Consider the following 22,195-nt stretch of genomic DNA (forward strand, 5'->3'; position numbering starts at 1 on the left):
ACTGATTACTGTACATATTGGGTTAGAAAGCTTTCTATTTTGTTAAAGGTATCAATTAAGTTGCTACCCGTCCAACCATGGCCTTCATTTGGGTAAATGGTGTATTGCACCGTAATATTGTTTTGTACCAACTTATCTCTTAATGCTGTTGACTGACTCGTTTTTACCAAAAAATCGCTACTGCCACCATGAAATATAATAGTTGGGATAGTACTGCTTGTAACAAAATTTATGGGGCTACTGCTGTTGTATAATGTTGCATTGCTAGCTGGTGTGCCATTTAATAATAATGCAATAGATGAACTTGGTGCAAGCGGCGATGCTGGGTCATTATACATAGCCGTCATATCTGTTGGGCCAAATAAATCAACCACGGCTTTTATATTATTGTTTGAATTGTATTTGTAAGATTGTAATAAGGCTAAGTGTGCACCTGCACTAGCGCCTAATGCTACAGTTTTATTTGATATAATAAATTCATTACTTTTTGAAGCAATAAAATCAAATGCAGCTTTTACATCTTGCTCTTGTGTGGGGAAAGTATTGGTTGCTGGTGCAGCTGCTAAACGATAATTAATATTTGCAATGGCATAAGTTGGCAGCCTTCTTTTAAGCGTATCTACAAAACTGTTGAAATCAGCTTTATCACCACTGCTCCAAGCGCCTCCATGTATCAATACAATTGTTTTAGTTGAAGCAGTATTTCTGTTAGCCGGTAAATAAATATCCATTTTTTGTGCTGCATCAGTACCATATGCAACATTAAGCAAACTTGTTGCTACTACATTATTATTTGTTTGTGGTATGCTGCCAGTACTTTCATCTTTACCACAAGCAGCTAACATTAAAGTGGTACACAAAATTGCTAACCTGACGTAACTACGCATAAAAAAAGTTTTAAGCAAATTAATACTTAAAACTTTTAGTTTAATAAAATGTATGTGAAATATGTTAATACGTATATAAAACTATTTTTCTTTTATATCCAACTTAATTTGTAATTCGTCGAATTGTTTTTCATCAATGGTTGATGGGGCATCAATCATAACATCTCTACCACTATTGTTTTTTGGGAAGGCAATAAAATCTCTAATACTTTCACTTCCGCCTAAAATGCTACAAAGCCTATCAAACCCAAAGGCAATGCCGCCATGTGGAGGAGCACCATATTCAAATGCACCAAGTAAAAAGCCAAATTTATGTTGCTGCTCATGCTCATCCATTCCTAAAGCGGCAAACATTTTTTGTTGTAAATCTTTTTGAAAAATTCTGATAGAGCCACCGCCAATTTCGTTACCGTTCAATACCATATCATACGCATTGGCCTTAATATTTGCGTATGGGTGTTTTAAGTATTCAGCAGGGTTAGCAATGCTTGGTTCATTATTGATCATGGTATCAATATCACTTGGCTTGGGTGATGTGAACGGATGGTGCCTTGCTACCCAACGGTTTTCTTCTTCTGCGTATTCAAATAACGGAAAATCTAATACCCATAATAATTTAAAATCATTAGCCTTTCTTAAACCCAATGTAGTACCCATGTACATGCGTAAATCGCTAGCAGCTTTACGGGTACGCTCTTCAGCTCCGGCTACTATTAAAATTAAATCACCTGCTTTGGCATGTGCAGCTTCGGCAATGGCTTTGAGTTTTTCCTCGTTATAAAATTTATCAACACTGCTTTTAAAAGTACCATCTTCATTACACTTTATAAACACCAATCCCTTCATACCAATTTGTGGTCGCTTTACCCACTCCGTAAGGTCATCTGTTTGTTTACGAGTATAAGCAGCACAACCTGGTACTGCTATTGCAATAACAGTTTCGGCTTCATCAAACACTTTAAAATCTGCACCGTTAATTAAGTTTTCAATTACTGGTTTATCACTAAAAGTATGTGTTGGGTATTTTAGGTTACATAACTGCATATTAAAGCGAATGTCGGGCTTATCGTTGCCGTAAGTCCACATGGCATTGGTCCATGTCATGCGTTCAATTACATCAGTATAATCAATATTTTTTACATCTTTAAAAATACGACGTACCAATCCTTCAAACATTTGTAAAATATCTTCTTGCTCTACAAAGCTCATTTCACAATCTATTTGTGTAAACTCTGGTTGCCTATCGGCCCTTAAATCTTCATCTCTAAAACACTTTACAATTTGGTAGTAACGATCGTAACCACTCACCATCAATAATTGTTTAAACGTTTGCGGACTTTGTGGTAGGGCATAAAATTGACCTGCATTCATGCGACTTGGCACCACAAAATCTCTAGCACCTTCAGGCGTACTTTTAATTAAGAAAGGTGTTTCAATATCCATAAAATTATTTTCGTGTAAATAATTTCTGGTACTGCGGCCTACAGCATAGCGGAGCTCTAAATTACGTTTTACTGCATTTCTTCGCAGGTCTAAAAAGCGGTATTTCATTCTCAAATCATCGCCACCATCGGTATCATCTTGTATGGTAAAAGGAGGGGTGATAGATTTATTTAAAATAGAAAATTCATTAACCAATATTTCAATATCGCCTGTTGGGAGGTTACTGTTTTTATTGCTACGTTCGTTTACAATACCTTTTACTTGCAACACAAACTCACGGCCCAATGGGTTAGCATCTAATAAATGGTTTAAACTTTCATTAAACAATAATTGGGTAATACCATAGCGATCTCTTAAATCAACGAATGTGATACTACCAAATTTTCTAACCGTTTGTACCCAACCAGCAAGGGTTACACTTTTACTAATATCAGCGATGCGTAATTCGCCGCAAGTATGCGATCTAAACATATTGTAAGCTTATTTGGCTGCGAAGATAATTGAATTTTACGGCTTTAAAAACCAATCAAAAATGGTGCTTTATTAAGTTTGTTAATAATGGGGGCTTTCATCCACAACAACGTAGCAGCACAGGTTCGGTGCCGTTGGTGTGCCGTATGTTGGCTTATGGCCTGCGGCGCAAGCCAACACACATCCCAACGTCAGCCGCAGCCCTTGGCCTATAGTTCATTTTTCGGCCGTGCAGCATTTATGTATATTTTTATCTCTAACAATGTACCCCTAACTGCTTTATTTTAAAAGGTATACTTATGAAAAAATTATACAGCTTACTTATCATATTCATTGCAATCAATGGTGAGGCACAAGTAAAATTTGATCAAATTCGAAAAAAAAGCTGGGTTAGTCATTATTATAAAATAACATCTAAACAATTTGAATATTTTACAGCCATTGATTCCATACCCATTGAAAGCTTTGAAAAATTTACGCCTCAATTTATTTTAAATGCAGATAGTACTTATATAAATGTATTACCTAATGGTAACTATGTAAAAATTGATATAGTTGATTATCATATAACAGCAACACTCATCAATATTTCTTCATTAAAATTGCTTACCGTAAACAATAAAAATAAATTGCAGTTAGTAGTAGCTACAACTAATAATACTTATTTAAATAATGCGCAAGTTTTTGTAAAAAATAAAGAAGTACTATTTAATACAGCATCACAAACATATTTAGTACAAAGCAGAAATATAGATGAGGCCTTTGTAAAAGTATATGCCTCAAATGATACATTGTATACGAACATAGCGGTTGATAAATCACCTGATGTAAGTATTACCAATCAAAAAAAGGCAGTATTTAAAACGACAACTTTTTATAAAATATTACATTTTATTCCTACTAAAATTGCAAACATCTTTAAAAAACACCGTAAGCCAGTATATAATACCAATGGGTACATTATTTTTAATCAACCCAAATATAAAATAAAGGATACGGTTAAATACAAAGCTTATTTACTCAACGATCAATTAAAGCCTTTTGAAAAGTCGCTACAAGTTATTTTGAATTACAAAAATAAAGGTAAATATGTTGAACAAGTTTTAGATACTTTAGCGCCTATTACAAAAGGCGATTATGTTGGTTCATTTGTACTAAGTGATACATTGCCCTTAGATGTAACGTATAGTGTTAGTTTCAAATACAAGCAACGAATATTAAAAGCCGCTAGTTTTAGTACAGAAGATTATTTGTTAGATCAAGTAAGTAGTTATCAATTTAGTAGTTCATCTACAGATTATTATTTGAATGATACATTAGAATTTACTGCTTCTGCAAAAGATGCCAATCAACTAAATGTTTTAGATGCTACTGTAGCATTGACTATAACAACAGCACAAGTGTATGAAACTTTTGCGGATACTGTTTTTGTGGCTGATACCCTTTATATTGCCACTACAAAATTATTAGCAAATGGCGATACAAAATTTAAAGTGCCTACTGCACTTTTTCCGAAAGCAAATATGTCATTAAGTGCTGTTTTGAAATTTTCAAATGCAAATAATGAAACACATACAGAGCAAAAAAATATAGACTACTTCTTCGAAAAATCAGCTTATTTACTCCTACAAAAAAATGATACTGTTTATGCTACTTTTTTGAGTAATAACAAAAGTGTACATAAAAAAGCCTTAATACAAATTAATGATGCCCCATTCCTTACAATAGATTTACCCTTTATGCAACCCATTAATCCTTTGGTTGCAACTATTACATTAAAATCTGTTGATAGTAATGCAACAACTCAAACTTTAGAAATTGATGCAAAGAGTAATGTATTACAATTTGAAAAAATTACTCAAAAAGATACGCTAGGTTTTCGAATATTCAACCCCTATAAAATTCCTGTTTATTACACGGTATTTAATAAAAATGATATTATTTATCAAGGTAAAGATTCAGCTAAAAATATTACATGGCAACGTCTTTTAAAAAATAGTAAGGATTTTTACGAAGTTCGATATCAATATTATTGGGGAGGTGTTGAACAATCTTTGTTACAATATCTTACTATTCCATATAATATTTTATCGGCAAATGTTACTGCAAAATCAACCGTATTCCCTGGCGAAATTGATAATATACAGCTCAACGTAATTGATTATAAAGGTACGCCAGTACAGGGTGTCAATCTAACTGCTGTATCATATAATAACGAATTCAATAAAGATATTAAATATCCTAAGTTACCTTATTTAGTAAATTATCATCAGTTAAAATCGCTTAACTACGAAACTTTTTTAAACGATGATTTAAATAATGTTTACGAAAAAAGTTTCTTTTCAAAAAACAGTGGATGGGTTCATAAGTTTGGTTTAGATACAATGGATTATTATAAAATATTACTTCAACAAAATAAGGTATATACAAGTAAGAAAGTAATATATACAGCAATGCCACAAGTGGCTATTTCGGTATTTGATAAAATGGTACCACAGCCAATCTTTTTGCTTTATGTCAATAAAAAATTTGTGTATTATAATGCTGTTAATGTTCCACAAAAGTATGCTTACGAAGTGCAACCTGGTTACACACAGTTTGAAATTAGATTATTAGATAAAACAATTTATTTAGATAGTGTGTATGTACAACCAAACTATAAATATGATTTTTTTATTGATATGGCCGATTTGCCAAAACATGCAAGGGTTGTACCTAATAAAAAGTATTGGAGTATCGCAGAAATGAATTTGATTGAAAAACAAATAATGGTTGTAAAAAAATCATACAATAACAATGGTGCATTTATTTGGCAAAGCGATAGGGTTTTTAATTTAGTAAATAACCAAAATGATTATGTTATAGGGCCTTTTAATAATGGTACTGTTCAATTTTATAAACCTAACCATTTTGATATTAATGTTGATTTAGAATCACCTTATTTATATGATTTTGCTCCTAAAAAAGTTAGACTTGAAAAAATGTATCTCTTTCCTGTTAAGGATACCAATAACCGATTACAATTAAAAAATACATTGCTACCAAATTGGGGCGATACGCTTGTGGCACCTCCAGTAATAGCTTATAACGAAATACCGAAATCTACTGTCATTAATTTTATAGAAAAAAACAATGCTTACGTTAGGGCTGCTGCATTGCGTAATAAATTGCCCTACGGTAAGTTACAATTGCAATTTGTAACGGATAGTAGTATTAAATATGTAGTATTAATGCATTGTGATACCGTGTATCTGGTTAATAATTTTTACTATAATAACATTGATTATATTAAACCAGGAATGTATGATGTATTGTTGATTACTACAAATAATACCGTATTTACAAAACAACATATTGTTGTTATGCCATATGGTAGCACTTTTGTAAAGTTGGGTAAACTCACTTTTGTACCCAATCATCCTATAGTTACTCAATTGAAAGCTGAGGCCATTTTATATCAGCAAAAATTAGAATTACAGTATGCTCTCTCACTTACTAAACAATCCAACCCAACACAAATGGAGCCTTATTTATTTGATGCTAGAGATGCAGTAAGTATAAGAGGTATATTACTTGATGAGAAAACAAAAGAGCCTATTCCATTTGCAACCATTCGGATAGATGGATACCAAAATGGTACTAGCACCAATGATAAAGGTATTTTTCAGTTTAAAAATTTACGTAAAGGAACGTATCAATTATTAGTGAGTGCAGTTGGTTACAATACCAATTTTTATACCGTTACTTTAAATACACAAAATATTTCACTTACCATTTATGCTAGTGTAAGCAAAATGTCATTAGAAGAAGTGGTGGTAACAGGTTATGCTACTACGCAACGGAAATTTTCAATGGTAGGAGCAGCAGCATCTATCCGTTCAAATGATAATGTAAGTATTGCTTTAAATGGTAAAGTTGCTGGGGTCAATATTACCAATAGCAATAATGGTGTATTTATTGGCGAAAGCATTTCGTTAAGAGGTCTCAGCAGTTTAACAGGTAACAACGAAGCTTTGATAGTAATAGATGGCATAATACAAAATGCAAAAAAGTTTAGTGATATAAATCCAGCTGATATTTTATCAGTTGATATTTTAGATGCAACAAAATCCGTTATATTGTTTGGTGCACAAGGAGCCAACGGGGTTATTATGGTAAAAACAAAAACACAAGGCATTCGTAAAAATTTTAAAGACTATGCTTTTTGGGTACCCAATTTTTTTACAGACAAAAATGGCCAGGCTAGTTTTGATGTAAAGTACCCTGATAATATAACGGGGTGGAAAACTTTTATAGTAGGCATGGATATAAAGAATAGGATATTAAATACTAATATTTTTACACAAGCTTTTAAACCCATAGCAGCACAAGTAAATGCACCTACTTTTTTAATTGAAGGAGATAGTGCCGCATATGTAAGTAAGGTATTAAATTATACTACAGATGCTTATACCGTTAATAGTACTTTTAAAATTAATAATAATATTACAGCCCAACGTACTACAACAATTAATGCATCAGATGCTCACATTAACAAGCAATGGGTGAAAGCTAGTAATAGTGATAGTATTAAAACTACCTTTAGTATTGAGACCACTACTGGTTTTACTGATGCGGAGGAACGCAGTATTCCTGTTTTTAAAAGAGGTACTGAAAAAGCTATTGGTAATTTTTGGGTATTAACAAACGACACAACATTTGCATTACCATCATCAAACACCAATGCAACATTACATATTGGTATTGTAAATAATACTATTGATATTTTACTTGATGAATTAGCACAGTTGAAAAATTACCCATACGCCTGTATGGAACAAACTACCTCTAAATTAATGGGCTTGCAGCTCACTAAAATTATTAACGAAAAATTAAAAAAGCCGTTTGATGATCAAAAGCTATTAACAATGTTGTTGAATAAAATTCAAACCAACCAATTGTATAGCGGTGGATGGTCATGGTGGCCAAATGGTAATGAAGATGTGTATGTAACCAACTACATCACAAAAGTGTTGTTGAAATTTAATAATGATCCATCTGTTGCATCAAATATCAGAAATGCCTTTTTATACCTTCAAAATCAATTACCCGTTTTGTCAAATGAGCGTTTAATAGCTACATTACATACTTTGAGTGAGGGTAAACATGTAATTAATTATGAGGGTTGGTTAAATAAAGTAAAATTTGATTCATTATCCATACATGCACAATGGCAGTATGTTCGCATTTTACAAAATCAGAAAATGGATTATGCCAATCAGTTAACAAAAGTTATGAAAGCCGCATCAACAGGCATTTTAGGTGATATTCATTGGGGTACACAAAACTATCGTTGGGAGTCAAACGAAGTGGCTACTACTTTAATTGCCTATAAAGTGTTCGAAAATAATTCAGCTTATCAATCAATGTTACCCAAAATTATACAATATTTTATTAGCAAAAGAGGCAATGGCTACTGGAGTAATACCGTTGAAACTGCATCAATTATTGAAACAATTTTGCCGGAAGTATTAAAAAATAATAATGATGTTCAGCAACCCACAAAAGTTACAATTGCAGGCGATACCAATATTGTTGTAACAAAGTTTCCTTACAAAGCATCTTTTACAAGTAGTACTTCCAAAAATTTACAAATCAATAAATCGGGTAATGGTATCACTTATTTTACATCGTTTCAACAATTTTTTGATGCAAACCCCATTACTGTTGATACCAATTTTGTTGTACAAACATCTTTTTTACAATCAAATAATACAGTTACTCAATTAAAAGCTGGTGAGTCAGTAATTATGAATGTTACTATCAATGCATTAAAGGAAGCGGAGTACGTTATGATTGAAATTCCTATACCAGCTGGCTGTAATGTGGCTCAAAAAAATGCTTATCAAAATGGTATTTATAAAGAGTTTTATAAAGATAAAATTTTAATGTTTGTACCCAATTTACAGAAAGGTATGTTTACACAGCAAATACCATTGCAGGTTCGTTATACGGGTAAATATTTCATTAATCCAGCAAAAGTTTCACTTATGTATTTCCCTATTTTTTACGGACAAAATAGCATCAAAAACATAGAAATTACGGAGTAGCATTTGGGGCTTTCATCCACAACAACGTAGCAGCATAGGTTCGGTGCCGTTGGTGTGCCGTATGTTGGCTTATGGCCTGCGGCGCAAGCCAACACACATCCCAACGTCAGCCGCAGCCCTTGTACTGTTGTACATTTTTGAACTTTTGTATGCTACGAAACCTATAAGGTTTTTAAAACCTTATAGGTTTACACTTGTAACATTTATTGATACTGTTGAATGGCTGCCGGATAGCAGCGGCACCGTAGCCGCTGCGGCGGCGGAGGTACAGCGAATAGCCGGAACAGCTGCTGCTACTGTACTACCGCTGACAGCCCCAACAATGCATTTTATTAATCATTTACATCATCAATTACTTTCTAATTACTTACCAATACTTCTACCCATTTGCCCATACTATTTGCGGTGATGTTATTATTATACATAGCACTACAATTGGCGCCTGCTGCATAATACCTACCAGCATAAGCTGCATTTAATTGTACATAGTAAGTGAGTGTTTCGCCTTGTTTAATATTGAAATATGTATACACCCTATCATCTCTCACATCTTGATAAGTACTGAACGATGATTTAAATGCGCTTTCACCATCCATCATTCGTGGGTTTAAAATTTCCCAGCCTGCAGGGAAAATAGTTGACAAAGCCATTTGTGTATACGTGCCACTTACGCCTGTATTTTTTACAGTTATTTTTGCAATAAAATCAGTGCCTTGGCTGAGCTTACTTACATCTATAGCCGTGCCATTTTGCGATATATAACTTACACTCATGCTCAAACCTGCGCTGTTACTTGCTTTGGTAGTGGTATCGCCTGTAAGTGGTTGCCCTTGTGTGATAATGCGTACATACAATTGGTTGTTGCCTTTGTTCACCATACTTACCGTATTGCCTGTTTGCTTTAGAGCAACGGGCATTTGCTTTAAGTAACTAGCTATGTTTATGCTGTTTGTTTTACCATCAACCACTGCATTCACTATAATTTTACTGCCCGATGCATTTTTGCCACAATACTTTGCAATGGCTAATAAACTGTAGGCAGTAGTTTGTGTACTGTACCAATTATCTGATGCTAATTTACCTCCAATTATATTTACCATACTGGCTGCTTGTGATCGTTTGTTTAAGAGCGTAAGTGTTTCTAAAATAAGGGCTTCATCTCTCTCACTAGAGCCGTATGTAAAGCCTGCTTGTTTTACGATGGTACCACTCGTAGGTAAGCCACTTATTAAATCAAGAGCGGTATTGTCTTGTCCGGCTAGTTTGTATGCCGCTGCCAAGCGCCACTTTGCTTCATTAGATAAATATTTAAATTCTTTTAAACGGTTCATAGCACCTAACGCTGGTGCTTTTGCTAATGCTAGAGTATACAACCGATAGGCCTGTGCTAAATCGCCTCCATAAAAATTACTTGTGCTTGGTACCCACGTATTGGCTTTACCTGTTTGAAATTGTTTCCATTGGTTTAGCAATTGATCGCCTACCACATACCCATTATTTTGAGCTTCTATTAAAAAATTTCCTGCGTATGAAGTACCCCAATCATCACTTTCGTTGGCACCTTGCCAATAACCAAAGCCACCATCAAATCGTTGAAATTGTTGAATTTTAGCAATGCCTGCTTTTACATTTTTATCGATCATTGCTTTTTGTACATCACTCAAATCAGTTAATTGATTTAATACCAATTGCGGAAATACTGATGAGGTAGTTTGCTCTATACAACCATGCGGATAAGTGATTAAATAATTCAATCGCTTTTGTAAATTCATAGCAGGTATGCTTGATATTTCAATAACTGAACTGCCTGCACTTGCTATACCAATGGGTTGTATAGTGGCATTCCATGTTTGGTTTGGTGCTAATGTAATAGCTTGTACATTACTAATAGTAGGGTTAGGGTTGTTCACATTTAACTCAATTTCATCAGTAGCTTTTTCAGTACCACTTGTAGCTAATACATTTATTTTACCGATACCTGTTATGTTTTTTACCCTTACATCAAAATAAGTTACTTGTTCACCAGTTTTTTCAAATACCAACGTTTGGGTATTGTTGCCAATGATGTCAAAATAATTATTGGGTTGCAAACGCACACTTACATTTTTGATATTACGCTCCATCGCAAAAACGGTAACAGGTACTTTAATAATTTCTGATGGTGCCAATACCCTTGGTAAAGTAGTAACAATCATCAATGGTTTTTTAACCGTTACCGTTTTTTCTGCAAAGCCATAACTTCCTTTGTGTGCAGCCACCACCATGGTTCTTACGGAGCCAATATAATTCGGCATCATAAAAGTTTGTGTTTGTTTTTGGCCACTGCCAATTGTAAACGGACCAAAATATTTCACCACAGGTTTAAAACGGTTGGCAGTTTTTTGCTTCACTGGACCAGCTTCTTCATCGCCCCCTATGGTTAATATTCTTTCTAAATCGCCTCCCCATGCGCCAATTACTTGGTCAAATAAATCGAAGCTTTTTACACCCAATGCTTCTCTTGCAAAAAATGCTGCATGTGGGTCAGGTGTTTTAAATCGGGTTAAATCGAGTAAGCCATCATCAACAACAGCAATGCAATACGTCATTTCTTTACCAGTTTTTTCACTCACGGTTACTGATACATTTGTTGCTGGTCTTACTGTTTCAGGCATACTTATTTGTGGCGTAAGTACGGTGTTTTTGTCAGATACAAACAATGGAATAGCACCATACATTCGTATAGGTAAATCATTAATGGTTTGTGCATGTGGCTGTAATAAGCTAACGTTGGCATATACATTAGGTGCCATATTCGCCTCTGCTTTTATGTTTACTGTTGTTTGCCCTTGGGTAGTTTCTTGCCAAAAAGTTTTCAAAACCTTGCTGCCACTTTCTATACTCACTAACATACGGCCACCTTTTGCTGAAGGTATGGTTAGTTTAATATTATCGCCTACATTATAGTTTGTTTTATCGCTACTAAATGATAACATACTGGCAGCAGATTGATCATCGTTACCTGAGCGACTTTGCCAACCGGGCTCATCTACATAAAAAGTTGTACCTGTTATGTGGCCGCTCACTTTATCTTTTACTAATATTAAATACCTGCCCCATTCGTTGTTACCGGTTTTAAAACTCCAATTACCTTTGCCATTTTTTAAACTTATATCATTTTTACTAATGAGTTTATTGTAATTGTCTTGCGTAAAGTTGCTGAGGTTATCACTTCCTTCATCCCACCACCAGCGCCACTGAATTTTATAAAATTGTACTTCAACATCTTGAGCACCACTTAATGCATTGCCTTTACTATCAACATTTGCAATATCAACTGTATGTTGTTTGCCAGTAAGTAAGTAATTGAAAGGTTTTTCGCCAGTGGGTAATTTTATGCCTACGTATGTTTTGTACGGACTGTACTGCATGGTAATATTATCAATACTAAAACTACCACCAGGTTCAAATACTTTTGTGAGTAATGATGCGGTTAACATGCCCGGGGCATTACCATCCACTTGAAAATCGGGCTTTATATTTGCATGTCCATTTTCATCTAACGTAGCATCAAAAATTACTTTTGTTTGGGTATTGTAATTAGACGTTGGATTATCAAAAGTAAAATCTTTAAAGTTTGTAAAAACAGTTTTTCGTGCATATAAAGAAGCTTCTACTTTTGCTTTTAAATTTTTTGCAGGCGTACCAAATAACCAATTACTGTTTAAACTGCCTTCGTTTAATGAGCCGTTGCCCAGCACTGCATCTTTTCCAAAATCGATATTTATTTTTAATCGATTAGGCATTACGGTTTCTATTTTTAATCGCTTTTCAAAAATAGCACCACCTACTTTTACTTGTACCAACCAATTACCTGTTGGTGATGTAGCATCAGTAGTGGTTTTAAAAACATTGAAACCATCTTTGGCATTGGTTTGTAATATTTTTTTGTATAACTGACCTTGTGGTGTAAACAAACTAAATTCAACAGGAATATCGTTGGGTAAATTGCCGGTTTGGTCGGCAATAATACTGTTTATAAATAAGCTATCACCTGGTCGCCATACACCCCTTTCTCCAAAAATGAATCCTTTAATACCATTTTTAATAGCTTCACCACTAACATCAAACCTACTTAACGGTAAGGCATTGCCGTCATCTAATTTAAGGTAGCCTCTTTCAGCCCCTTTTTTAGCGATGAGTAAGTAAGGTTTTTGTTTGATATCGATGGTAGCAAATCCATCGCTGCTACTGCTTCCTTTGCCTATTACTTGCTGTTGATAATCGAGTACTAAAAGTTCAACAGAATTTAAAGGTTCGGTTGAAAGTATGCTACTCACTGCAACAATTAAGTTTTTATCGCCACCACGTTTTGCTGTTAAGCCTATGTTACTGGCTAAAATATTTCGGGTAGCCCATCTGTCTTTATTGTAATACGATTTACTTGTAGGGTCATCTCTGCGTTCCCAATTATAACCGTTGGGGTAGTAGTTATCGTAATTATCCCAAAAGGCATCGTCATCATCAACACCGCTGGTATTATTGTAACTGTACTCATCTTCATAGCCTTCTTCATCTTCATTATTTTCATTATTTGCTGTAGTATCTACAGCAGTTTTTGAATACAATGAGTACGATGGTCTAAACCCAATGGTAACGCTGTAAATGGCGCCTGGTTCTGTTTTTAAAAATTTATCAATATCTAACGAAAAGCGTTGTTTGGTATGCAGGTCTAACGTTTTATCATCATCTAAACGCAATGTTTTTTGAACAATTGGTTTTGCAACCCTTCGTAAATCTTCTTTACCACCCAAATCATTTTGTTGTAAAAATTGGGGTACATTGTTTTCAAATATTTTGATGATACTGATGTCAACTGCGTTTAAATTTATGGCATCAAATGGTAATACTAATTTACCTGATGTGGGTAAGATGTTGCCTTTGCCTAATATTTTTACAGATGGTTTGGTATTTTCAAAAATGATGTTGCCCGTAAAGCCTGATGGTAAATTGTCGCCAAAATTATTTTTGATACCTGTATTTACATTTACTGTATAGTTACCTTCTAACGGCTTATCTGAATATAATTTTATTTCACTACCATTGATGCTGTACGATACATCTGGCTCATTGCTAATGTTTACAAGACCAAGTAAATCTTGCCCAATGGCAATGGGGTCGCTTAATTGTATTGATGCGTATTGTTGTGTTTCGTTAACAGGCACAATGTTAAGTACTTTAAAGTCGCCCACTGCAGGCACTTCTAATGGTTGTTCGCCCTTTAGTTTAACATCTAATGCATCACCATCCCATTTCAACAACAAAGGTGTTGCTCCGTTTGCACTACGTTCAATATTATTGATGCTGTATTGGTGAATTTTGCTGTTATTATTGTGTTGCCAAACAATGTTGTATGATTTTGCATTTTGTTTTACGGACAATAATTTTTCTACAAGTTTACCATCTTCAACATCTGCAGTGATAATACTTCCATTTAAAAACATCTTATTTTTTGTACCATCGCTCCGCAAACCATCGTTCGTTACTTTAAACGAAGGTTTGATAGTTTGAAAATTAAATTGTAGCTCGTTGAATTTTGATGGTACTTTAGTTGTTTTACCTAGTTTAAAATTTACTTTATATAATTGATCGGGTACTAAATTTTTTTCTGGTTTAAATTCAATAGTACGAGCATCAACCCAAGTTGCTTTTCCTTTTACTGATGGTGATAATTCAAAAATATTATCATCAACAGGTTGCCCAACAGTGTGTGTGGTGGCTGCTTCTGTTGAAAGTTGTACACGAATGCTACTTGTTTTTGAAATAACACCTGTTGTATAAGCTTCTACATATTTTGCGAAGGCAGGGTCAACATCAATCCACTTATTGGATGATTTTTTACAACTAACAGCGATGATGGTTATTCCAAAAAAAATGACAATAAGCTTTGTAAAAATGTTGATGTTACTTTTGAATGATGAGGCGTACATGATGGTAATTTTTAAAGGCAAAGGTTAAAAGTTGCCCATATAAATGTTACATTATTTTTTGATATTACAAAACAAAAACCCTTAGCAATTTGCCAAGGGTTTACATAAATTGATGAAAGCAAGTTTTATAATTCTTGTCCTCTTAATAAATCTTCAAAAACTTCTCTACGCCTAATTATTCTAGCATCGCCTTCTTCTATCATAATTTCGGCAGGTTTCAAGCGACTGTTAAAATTTGATGACATTTCAAAACCATAGGCGCCTGCATTATAAAATGCCAAATAATCGCCTTCACGTACTTCGGGTAATGGTCTGTCCCAAGCAAAAGTATCTGTTTCACAAATATTGCCCACAATGGTATAAATACGTGATGTACCAAAGCTATTGCTTACATTTTCGATATGATGATAAGCATCGTACATCATTGGGCGAATGAGGTGGTTAAAGCCACTGTCAACCCCAACAAAAACTGCAGAAGTTGTTTGTTTAATAACATTGGCTTTCACAATTAAGTAACCGCATTGGCTTACGAGGTATTTACCAGGTTCAAACCACACTTGTAAATTTTTGCCAGTTTCTGCTTCAAAATTTTTGAAGGCTTCGGCTACTTTTTCTCCTAATAAATTTACATCGGTTTCTTTTTCGCCAGGTTGGTAAGGTACTTTAAAGCCACTACCTAAGTCAATATATTTTAAGTGAGGAAAATGAGTAGCCATGCTAAACATTACTTCTAAACCCTCTAAAAAAACGTTGATGTCTTTAATTTCGCTACCAGTATGCATGTGAATACCTTCTACGTGTAAATCAGTAGCTTTTACAATACGTTCAATATGGCGTAATTGGTGAATAGAAATGCCAAATTTGCTATCAATATGTCCGGTTGAAATTTTATAATTGCCACCAGCCAATATGTGTGGGTTTAAACGAATACAAATGGGGTAGCTGTTGCCAAATTTATTACCAAATTGTTCAAGAATAGATATGTTATCAATATTGATGTTTACACTCAATTCTTTTGCTGCTAAAATTTCTTCAAAGTCAACACAGTTGGGGGTATACAATATGTTAGATTTATCAAAACCTGCTAATAAACCTAATTTAACTTCGTTAATACTCACACAATCTAACGAGGCACCTAATTTATGTAGGTAGCGTAAAATATTAACATTGGTGAGCGATTTACATGCATAAAATATCTTTGCATTACAGTTACGAAAAGCATGGGTTAATTTTTCGTATTGATGTTTAATACTATCTGATTGATAAACATACAATGGGGTGCCATACTGGTTGGCCAATTCGTTTAACTGTTGGTGTGAAAGATGATTTGTCATTTTTTTTAGTTTATTTTTTTGATATAAAAAAAGCATTTCTTTTTGAGAAATGCTTTAATAATTAGTGGTACTAAAATATTTTAAGACACATTCTCTGGGTCAGTTTCGTTCTGTTTCTTTTGTTTTATTTCTTCAGTTTCTTCCATATCAGTAGCATCAACAGTTAAGGTTGTATCTGTTGCAGTTACATTATTGGTATCATCCAAATTTTCATCAGTAACTAAGGCGTTGTCGCTGTTATTTTCATTAATTTCTGTAGTTGTTTCGTCTTCTTCAACAATTGCTTCGTTTCTATCAAACTCAATTTTACTTACTTCAGTTGCTTTCACTACTTCATCAAAAAACACTTCATTTATTTTGGGTAATTCATCAGCACTGTTAATGCCAAAATAATCCATAAATGATTTTGAAGTAGCATATATCAACGGTTTACCAACAGCATCTTCATTACGACCGCTGATGATAATGAGTTCTTTCTCTAAAAGTTTTTGTACTGCATAATCGCAGTTTACACCACGTATACTTTCTATTTCACTTTTTGTGATAGGCTGTTTGTAAGCGATAATGCTTAACGTTTCAAGTGCAGCGGTAGAGAGGCGTTTAATGAATTTATCGCCATTAATTAATGCGACTGTTTTGTGGTACGCCGGCTTGGTTAAAAACTGCCAACCACCGCCACTTTGCTTTAATTCAAATGAGTAAAACTCAGCTTGGTATTTTTCTTTAATACCTTCAATGGCGGTTTCAATTTGTTCAATATCGGCCCTATCTTCAATAAAACCCAATGCAGTATTGATTAGCTCTGTAATTTCAGCAGCTGATAAGGCTTTATCACTTGCAAAAATAAGCGCTTCAATATGCGGTATAATTTGAGATATTTCCATTTTTATTAATTACTGCAATTATTATTGAGTTGCAGGTAATAGCATTTAATATTTGTTATAAGAAAACGAGGTTGATTATTAACCTTGTAATGCAGCTGCACCACTTACAATTTCAGTAAGTTCGGTTGTAATAGCTGCTTGTCTTGCACGGTTATAGCTAATTTTCAATGCTTTTAATAATTCGTTAGCGTTATCACTAGCCTTGTCCATAGCTGTCATACGTGCACCATGTTCGCTTGCATTACCATCTAACACAGCTTTGTATAATTGTGTATTCAAAATTTTAGGCATCAATTCAGCAATCAACACTTCTTTACTAGGTTCAAAAATAAAGTCGCTGTTTTTATTTGAAGCAGTATTGGTTGCTTTTTTTATTGGTAAAAATTGCTCAGCAATATATTCTTGTGTAGCGGCATTTTTAAATTCGCTGTAAATAACTTCTACAGCATCTACCTCATTTTTTTCAAAGGCGTTCATTGCATAAGTAGCTGCTGCTTGTACTTTTTCAAAACTTAAACCTGAAAATATTTCCCAAAAACTGTCAATAACATTAAAGCCATTTTTTGTGAAATGTTCGTAACCTTTTTTACCAATTGGTAAAAAAGTTACGTTACCTTTTGCAAGTTGTGAGGCATATTTTTCTTTAGCTACCGATTTTGCAAGTTTTATTAAATTACTATTGTAACCACCACATAAACCTCTATCACTTGTTACTACAATAATCATCACTTTTTCAACGGTACGTTCTGCAGCTAATTTGTTGGTTAAATCACCCTCGGTACTACTCACAATATTGCTCAACATTTCTTGCAATTTTTGTGCGTAGGGGCGCATTTGTGTAATAGCATCTTGTGCACGACGTAATTTTGCCGCACTCACCATTTTCATGGCTTTGGTTATTTGTTGTGTACTTTGAACACTTACTATTCGGTTTCTAACCTCTTTTAATGCACCACTCATGCCTTAGTTATTTTTGTATTAGTAACTCAGTTTTAGGGCGCAAATGTACGGCAAAAGGGTTATATTTCACAAAATTGAGGTTATTATAAGGTAATGCGCTACAAAAAAACTTATTTGTACATTTGCAACCCATGCCAATTTGGCTAACTGCGAATAGCAGCACCATATTTGACAAAGGCAATTATAAATAGAACATCACTATATTAAAATATTTTTATGCTTGGATTTATTTCTAAATTATTTGGTGGCAATAAAAGTGAAAAAGACGTAAAAAAAATTCTTCCAGAAATTGAAAAGGCGAATCAGTTTTTTGCTTCTTATGCATCACTTACTAACGATGAACTTCGTGCCAAAACAACGGAGTTTAAAGCTCGTATTAAGGAGTATTTAGCCGCAACAGATGCTGATATTGAAGAAAAACAACAACTAGCCGCTGCTTTAGCTGTTACGGATATTGACGGAAGAGATGCTATTTATAAAGATATAGATGCATTAAAGAAAGATAGAGATGCTAAAATTGAAGAAATTCTCACTAAAATTTTGCCAGAAGCTTTTGCTGTGGTAAAAGAAACAAGCCGTCGTTTTAAAGAAAATGAAAATGTAGTTGCTACCGCTACAGATTTAGATAGAGAATTGGCTACTAAAAAATCAAATGTAATTATTGAAGGCGATAAAGCTATTTATAAAAATAGTTGGTTAGCCGCCGGTACAACTGTACAGTGGAACATGGTACATTATGATGTGCAGTTGATTGGTGGTGCTGTTTTGCACTCAGGCCGTATTGCTGAAATGGCTACAGGTGAGGGTAAAACCTTAGTGAGTACTTTGCCAGCCTATTTAAATGCTTTGGCAGGTGAAGGTATGCACATTGTAACGGTGAATGATTATTTGGCGAAGAGGGATAGCGAATGGAACGGACCTATTTTTGAATGGTTGGGCCTTCGTGTTGATTGTATTGATAAACATGAACCTAACAGCGATGCTCGTAGAAAAGCCTATAATGCTGATATTACTTATGGTACCAACAACGAATTTGGTTTTGACTATTTGAGAGATAATATGGTACACTCACCTGACGAAATGGTACAACGTAAGCACCATTTTGCTATGGTAGATGAGGTAGATAGTGTATTGATTGATGATGCCCGTACGCCTTTAATTATTAGTGGTCCGGTAGGACATAGCGATAATACCCAACAGTTTTTTGATTTAAAACCACGTATTGAAAAATTAGTTGAAACACAACGTAAAGCCGTTAACAACTTTTTAATAGAAGCAAAAAAGAAAATTGCAGAAGGTAATGATGACCCAAAAGATGGAGGTTTGGCTTTAATGAGGGCTTACCGTGGCTTGCCTAAAAATGGGGCACTTATTAAATTTTTAAGCGAACCAGGTAACCGAGTTAAATTACAAAAAAGCGAAAACTACTACCTAGCTGATCAACAAAAGCAAATGCCTAAAGTTGATGAAGAGCTATATTTCAGTATTGATGAAAAAAATAACCAAGTTGAACTTACTGAAAATGGGTTAAACTTAATTACCCGTACTGGTGAAGATCCTGATTTTTTTGTACTACCAGATATTTCTACAAAAATTGCTGAAATAGAAAAAACTGATTTAACTGCAGAAGAAAAGTTACAGCGAAAAGACAATTTATTAACGGAATACGCTACCAAATCAGAACGTATTCATACCATACAACAACTACTTAAAGCGTACACTTTATTTGATAAAGATGTGGAGTATGTGGTGATTGATGATGAAGTAAAAATTGTAGATGAACAAACGGGGCGTATTATGGAGGGCAGGCGTTATTCTGACGGTTTGCACCAAGCCCTAGAAGCTAAAGAAAATGTAAAAATTGAAGCTTCTACCCAAACCTATGCTACGGTTACATTACAAAATTATTTTAGAATGTACCATAAGTTAGCAGGTATGACGGGTACTGCCGAAACCGAAGCAGCAGAGTTATGGAGCATTTATAAATTAGATGTGGTTACCATACCAACCAACGTAAAAGTTATTCGTATTGATGGGGAAGATTTTGTGTACAAAACCACCCGTGAAAAATACAAGGCTGTTATTGATGAAGTTGAAAAAAACAGAGCTGCTGGTCGCCCAACATTAGTAGGTACTACTTCGGTTGATGTGAGTGAATTAATTAGTCGTACGTTACGCCAAAGAGGTATACCTCATAATGTATTAAATGCAAAACAACATAGCAAAGAAGCACAAATTGTAGCTGAAGCTGGTTTAGCAGGTGCTGTAACAATTGCAACCAACATGGCTGGTCGTGGTACAGATATCAAACTTGGCCCAGGCGTTAAAGAAGCTGGTGGTTTGGCTATAATTGGTACGGAACGACACGAAAGTAGAAGGGTAGATAGGCAGTTGAGAGGTCGTGCTGGTAGGCAAGGCGACCCTGGTACTTCAATATTTTTTGTATCGTTAGAAGATAGCTTAATGCGTATGTTTGGTAGTGAACGTATTGCAGGTTTAATGGATAGAATGGGCTATAAAGAAGGTGAAGTAATTCAGCATAGCATGATTACTAAGAGTATTGAAAGAGCACAGAAAAAAGTTGAAGAAAATAACTTTGGTACCAGAAAACGTTTGTTAGAGTACGATGATGTAATGAACAAACAACGGAATGTTGTGTATGGTAAACGTAACCATGCTTTGTTTGGCGAACGTTTGGCACTTGACCTTGATAATTCTTTTTACAGTGTTGCTGAAGGTTTAATTAATTCATTTAAAGAGGCTGCTGATTACGAAGGTTTCAAGTTGGCTGTCATCATTAATTTTGCAATGGATACCAACATTACAGAAGATGATTTAGCAAAGCTACCAGCGCCTACTTTAGCTGAAAAATTATATGCAGAAGCTGTAACCAACTACACTAAAAAGAAAGCAGCTTTAGCAGAACAAACCTTTCCTATTATAAGCAATATTCGTAAAGAGCAAGGCAACCATATTGAAAATGTAGCCGTGCCTTTTACTGATGGTAAAAAAGCGATACAGGCTTTAGCCAATTTAGATAAATACCTTGCCAGCAATGGTACTGAACTGGGCTTTGCTTTAGAACGTAGCATTACTTTAGCAACTATTGATGAAGCATGGAAAGAACACTTAAGGGCGATGGATGATTTACGACATAGTGTACAAACTGCAGGGTATGAGCAAAAAGACCCTTTGGTGATTTATAAAATAGAAGCTTTTGCTGCCTTTAAAGAAATGGATGATAAAGTGAACAGAGATATTGTAAGCTTTTTATGCCATGCAGGTATACCAATGGAAGAAACCAATGCAGGCCAAATTAAAGAGGGGAGAGAAGCAAAAACAGATATGCGTAAAATGAACATGAATAAGGCGCAAATTGAAGCTGCTGGTGATGATTACGCTGCTAACCAAAATGATTATTTTGACCCAAGTGGTGGCGAAGCCGTGAAGCAAGAACCAATTAGAGTAGAACCAAAAATTGGTAGAAATGATGCTTGCCCATGTGGAAGTGGTAAAAAATACAAGCAATGCCATGGTGCAGGTGCAGTGTAAATATAACTACAATTGTAAAAAGCCGTTTCATTGAGTTGAAACGGCTTTTTTAATGTTGATTATAGTACTATGCTGAAAGGCTGCCGGATAGCAGTGTAAATAGGGGCAACGCAGGCGCCCCTATTGCAACGAATAGCCGGAAAAACTGCTGCTATGTTGTGGTAGTTTACAGCCCCAATATGTAAAAAAATAAGGAACTGTGTAATCATTTTTATTTTGGGGTGCTGCTGTTTATGTTGTTTTAATAATTTTTTTGATGGCTTTTGTATCAACCGTATCAGGTACTATTTTGTTGATGATGATGATACCATTACCACCCGTTTGCCAAGTAGCCATCAATAAACAATGGTTGTTATACAAATAAATAGTGCGTACATAATTGGCTTTTTTTTGAGCTGCATAACTTTTGTTTTCACTGATACCGTACCACCGTTGCCCTTTGTATTGGTACATTGATAAGGTTAGTTGAATATTTGCTTCGAGCATTTTTTTAATACAAGGCGGAACCGTATCATTGGTTTGTTTTGCATAAGTGGTTATACTCGATATAAAGCTAGTACTTAAAAGGAAAATGAATTTTATATAATGCATGATGGTATTATTGAA

At 34.6% G+C, this 22,195-nt stretch carries 9 protein-coding genes; 2 read left to right on the forward strand and 7 right to left on the reverse strand.

Annotated features, from left to right (window positions below; translation table 11 throughout):
- Positions 1-5: 5 nt before the first annotated feature.
- Together ACFOWM_RS11590 and aspS are read right to left on the reverse strand one after the other, a co-directional pair.
- The gene (locus ACFOWM_RS11590; RefSeq protein ID WP_379710219.1) at positions 6-887 is read right to left on the reverse strand and encodes a prolyl oligopeptidase family serine peptidase; all 882 of its coding nucleotides are present in this window, start codon (positions 885-887) and stop codon (positions 6-8) included.
- An 81-nt stretch (positions 888-968) separates the two neighbouring features.
- Complete coding sequence (gene aspS / locus ACFOWM_RS11595) at positions 969-2,801, reverse strand: aspartate--tRNA ligase (RefSeq protein WP_379710221.1); 1,833 nt, start codon at positions 2,799-2,801, stop codon at positions 969-971.
- Positions 2,802-3,100: 299 nt separating this feature from the next.
- Here aspS and ACFOWM_RS11600 point away from each other — a divergent pair, with 299 nt between their 5' ends.
- Positions 3,101-8,890, forward strand: coding sequence for a carboxypeptidase-like regulatory domain-containing protein (locus tag ACFOWM_RS11600; RefSeq protein WP_379710224.1), 5,790 nt, complete (start codon positions 3,101-3,103; stop codon positions 8,888-8,890).
- Positions 8,891-9,249: 359 nt separating this feature from the next.
- On the opposite strand, the gene ACFOWM_RS11605 is transcribed toward ACFOWM_RS11600, so the two are convergent.
- From ACFOWM_RS11605 to atpG, 4 genes are all read right to left on the reverse strand, one after another.
- A complete protein-coding gene (locus ACFOWM_RS11605; protein WP_379710227.1) occupies positions 9,250-14,859 on the reverse strand; it encodes an alpha-2-macroglobulin family protein in 5,610 nt (1,869 codons plus the stop codon).
- 125 nt (positions 14,860-14,984) lie between these two features.
- The gene (gene lysA, locus ACFOWM_RS11610; protein ID WP_379710230.1) at positions 14,985-16,193 is read right to left on the reverse strand and encodes a diaminopimelate decarboxylase; all 1,209 of its coding nucleotides are present in this window, start codon (positions 16,191-16,193) and stop codon (positions 14,985-14,987) included.
- Positions 16,194-16,273: 80 nt separating this feature from the next.
- Entirely contained in the window at positions 16,274-17,077 is an 804-nt protein-coding gene (gene scpB, locus ACFOWM_RS11615; RefSeq protein WP_379710232.1) for an SMC-Scp complex subunit ScpB, read from the reverse strand.
- Between the two features lie 78 nt (positions 17,078-17,155).
- A complete protein-coding gene (atpG, locus tag ACFOWM_RS11620) occupies positions 17,156-18,037 on the reverse strand; it encodes an ATP synthase F1 subunit gamma (protein WP_379710234.1) in 882 nt (293 codons plus the stop codon).
- Positions 18,038-18,253: 216 nt separating this feature from the next.
- On the opposite strand from atpG, the gene secA reads away from it, so the two are divergent.
- On the forward strand, positions 18,254-21,589 hold the full coding sequence (gene secA / locus ACFOWM_RS11625; protein ID WP_379710236.1) for a preprotein translocase subunit SecA: 3,336 nt from the start codon (positions 18,254-18,256) through the stop codon (positions 21,587-21,589).
- A gap of 231 nt (positions 21,590-21,820) precedes the next feature.
- Here the strand turns inward: secA and ACFOWM_RS11630 are convergent, their stop codons facing one another.
- Positions 21,821-22,180: a hypothetical protein gene (locus tag ACFOWM_RS11630; protein WP_379710238.1), complete on the reverse strand. Its 360-nt coding sequence runs from the start codon at positions 22,178-22,180 to the stop codon at positions 21,821-21,823.
- Positions 22,181-22,195: the final 15 nt, after the last annotated feature.

This window comes from Ferruginibacter yonginensis, assembly GCF_042651465.1.
Taxonomy (GTDB): domain Bacteria; phylum Bacteroidota; class Bacteroidia; order Chitinophagales; family Chitinophagaceae; genus Ferruginibacter; species Ferruginibacter yonginensis.